Annotated in this window: 3 protein-coding genes and 1 tRNA gene; all 4 read right to left on the bottom strand. The window is 66.4% G+C overall.

All coding sequences use genetic code 11. The features are described 5' to 3' along the window. The coding region (locus tag ACHZD8_RS01285; protein ID WP_394768294.1) for an arginase family protein at window positions 1-183 on the bottom strand (183 nt) is incomplete at its 3' end. Window positions 184-563: 380 nt separating this feature from the next. After that, entirely contained in the window at window positions 564-2,048 is a 1,485-nt protein-coding gene (locus ACHZD8_RS01280) for a tetratricopeptide repeat protein (RefSeq protein ID WP_394768293.1), read from the bottom strand. Between the two features lie 71 nt (window positions 2,049-2,119). Beyond that, entirely contained in the window at window positions 2,120-2,482 is a 363-nt protein-coding gene (locus ACHZD8_RS01275; protein ID WP_394768292.1) for a hypothetical protein, read from the bottom strand. 84 nt (window positions 2,483-2,566) lie between these two features. Further along, window positions 2,567-2,640 (bottom strand) — tRNA-Gly (locus ACHZD8_RS01270). Between the last annotated feature and the right edge of the window lie 35 nt (window positions 2,641-2,675).

The raw sequence follows: 2,675 nt of genomic DNA, 5'->3' as shown, positions 1-2,675 counted from the left end.
GTGGGCCGGGCCGAAACGGGCGCCGGGACGGTAGCTCACTCCCGAGTCGAACGGCACTCCGACCACCGCGATGTCCGCCCGGTCGACCTCGTCGATGCGAGGGAGGCGGGCGAAGGTGGCCGGTCCGGCGAAGCGTGGCACCTGGACGGCGTCCACCTGTCCGAGAACGGTGCCGCGGGTCACCCGAGGGACTGGGGGGACCGGACTGCCAGTCACTGGACCCTCCTCGTCTCGACTGCGAGGAACGTAGCGGAACACCCTGGGCAAATCAACGATCGCGGGGGCCCGAAGAGGTCGCGTCGCCCGGCGCTGCAGACTCGCCAGGCCATACACAATCATTGCCGTCGCTATCGGGTTCTGTTCATGGGCCGCGGATCAGTGTGTCCGAGGCTGCTGAACGGCTCGACGAAGTCGATCTGCTCCCACTTCTGGGCGGGGGGCAAGCCACCATCGTGGCCGCCCGCGACTTTCGTCAGGACCCGGCCCGCCCCGGCGACCGCCGGCTGATCACGGTATTTTGCCTTCTTCAGACTGAATCCCCTTCGGTCAGACGGGCGGAAAGCTCACGAGTCGGCGAGACCGCGAAAAGCTGCACGGGCCTGCTCGCGGGTGACCTCGCTGCCGCGTTGCGCAGCGATCTCGTAGGAAGCGCGAGCCCTCGACGGAGCACGCTGCGCCGCCAGGAGATCACCGAGTTCAAGTGCAGTACGAGACGCACGTTCGTCGTCGCCTGTGGCGATGGCCTTCATCAGCCACTCCTCGGCCGATTCGAGGTGGCCGAGCTGCTTCTCCATCATGCCCAGGTTGAGCGCGACTCCTGGCGACTCTCGACTGGGCCCCCAGTCGAGAACCGTGCGGAACGCTTGGCGAGCGTCGTCGAACCGGCCGGCTTGCCAGAGAAGGACCCCGAGGTTCTTCATTGCCGAGGCGCCGGAGGGTGTCCCTGTGAAGGCGCCGGCCCGGCGGAACGCGAGCTCGGCCGCGACGGGATTGCCTGCTCTCAGCTCGCCGTTGCCGAGGTTGAGCAAGGCCATCGGGGCGTGGACCCGGTGTCCTGTTGCGGCTACGTCCTCGAACGCCGCGACTGCAGCGTCGTGGTCCCCGGCCGCTTCATGGACATTGCCGAGTCGGATGCCGGCGCGTGGGGAGCTGTCGCGATGGCCTCGGACCACGGCCCGCCGGTAGGCGTCGACCGCCGCTGAGGCGGCACCGATGCGCTCGTGAAGCTCGCCGATCCGGCACAGGGCGTGGGCAGCTTCGTCGTCATTGCCCTGTTCAACGATCGCCTCGTAGGCCGCGACCGCTGTTGGCGGGTTCGTGGTCTCGAGTTCATACGCCCGGATCATTTGCGGGCTGGGCATGGTGGTTGTGCAGACGAGGGCGCCGTGGAAGACGTAAGGAACGACGACGCCGGCCATGTACGTGGTACCGCGGCCCTCAGCATCTACCGGTCCTGAAGCGATGAAGTTCGCGTGTCCAACACGGGCCAATGTCGCCGGACAGGCCAAGAGGCCAGGACGGTTACCACCCGCGGCCGTGATGAGGACCCCCTGGTCGAGCACCGCTGCCGCTGCCTTGCATACGCGACAGCTGCCAGCGCAATCAACGTCGCGGCCCCAGCTGCGCCTCTGCACGCCTGCTGAAAGCACCACCCAGTCGACCTTCTGCGTCGCGCACCACTGGAGGGCGCGGATGAGGTTGTCGGGTTCGGCGCGTCCGTCGCGTCCGACGATCTTGGCGGAGAACAGAGTGAGCGGTTCGGTCGATGCGGCCAAGGTCAGCAGCGCCGTCACCGTGCCGTGCCCGTTCGTGTCCTCCCATCCTTCGCCGGTGAAATCCGCAACTCCATCGGGATCGAGCGAAGCCCTGATCCACGAGTGGGAAGGAAGCATGCCCGAGTCCACAACGGCGACGCGACGTCCGGAGGGTCGGCCCGAGATCGACTCGTCGTCAATGCGCCGCGAGATCCAGTCAGGTATCTCTTGTGGGTGGAGCTCGGTTCCGGACTCGGCGTCGTGCAGTGTCCGGAGATCGCAAGGGAATGACATGAAGGGGCCCGACGTCGGGAGCGAACAGCTCAAGATGTTCCCCGACAGTCATCTCGGTCCTCCCTTCACGATCAGGCGAATGAGAGAAGGAGCAGTACGACTCCTACCGCGGCGATGCCCAGCGCGACGGGTAGCACCACCTGGAGCAGTCGGTCGAGCAACGGGCGTGTGGTGGAGTCAGGAGAAAAGAGCTCGATCTCCGCCGGTTTCTTCAACGCGAGGGTGGCGGCCATGGCTGCCCCGACGACGAGGAGCACCAGACCGGAGGACGTGGTCTTGATACTGGCCCCGAAGATGCTCGCCTCCGTGGTCGAAGAGGACGACGAAGCGCCCAGTGCGGCGATGACGCCGCCCCCGAGCATGACCAACATCGCGGCAACAAGGAGGGCGGAGTAGACGACAGAACGGTTCTTCGTGGGCTGCTTCTTCGCCATGGCCGTATTGTAAGAACGGCAGCACCGAGGTGCGGGCAGATCCGCCAGTGAGCGGAATAGCTCCCTGACCTCACACCTCGCGTCTGGAGCGGGCGACGAGAATCGAACTCGCGTGTCCAGCTTGGGAAGCTGGCGCTCTACCATTGAGTTACGCCCGCGCGGCCGCAGGTCAACTCGCGGCGCGTGAGGCAGC

The sequence above is a fragment of the Lacisediminihabitans sp. genome, from assembly GCF_043726815.1.
In the GTDB taxonomy this organism is placed as follows: domain Bacteria; phylum Actinomycetota; class Actinomycetes; order Actinomycetales; family Microbacteriaceae; genus Lacisediminihabitans.
The sequence above is the reverse complement of the archived record's forward strand: the minus strand, read 5'-3'. Positions and strand labels throughout refer to the sequence as shown.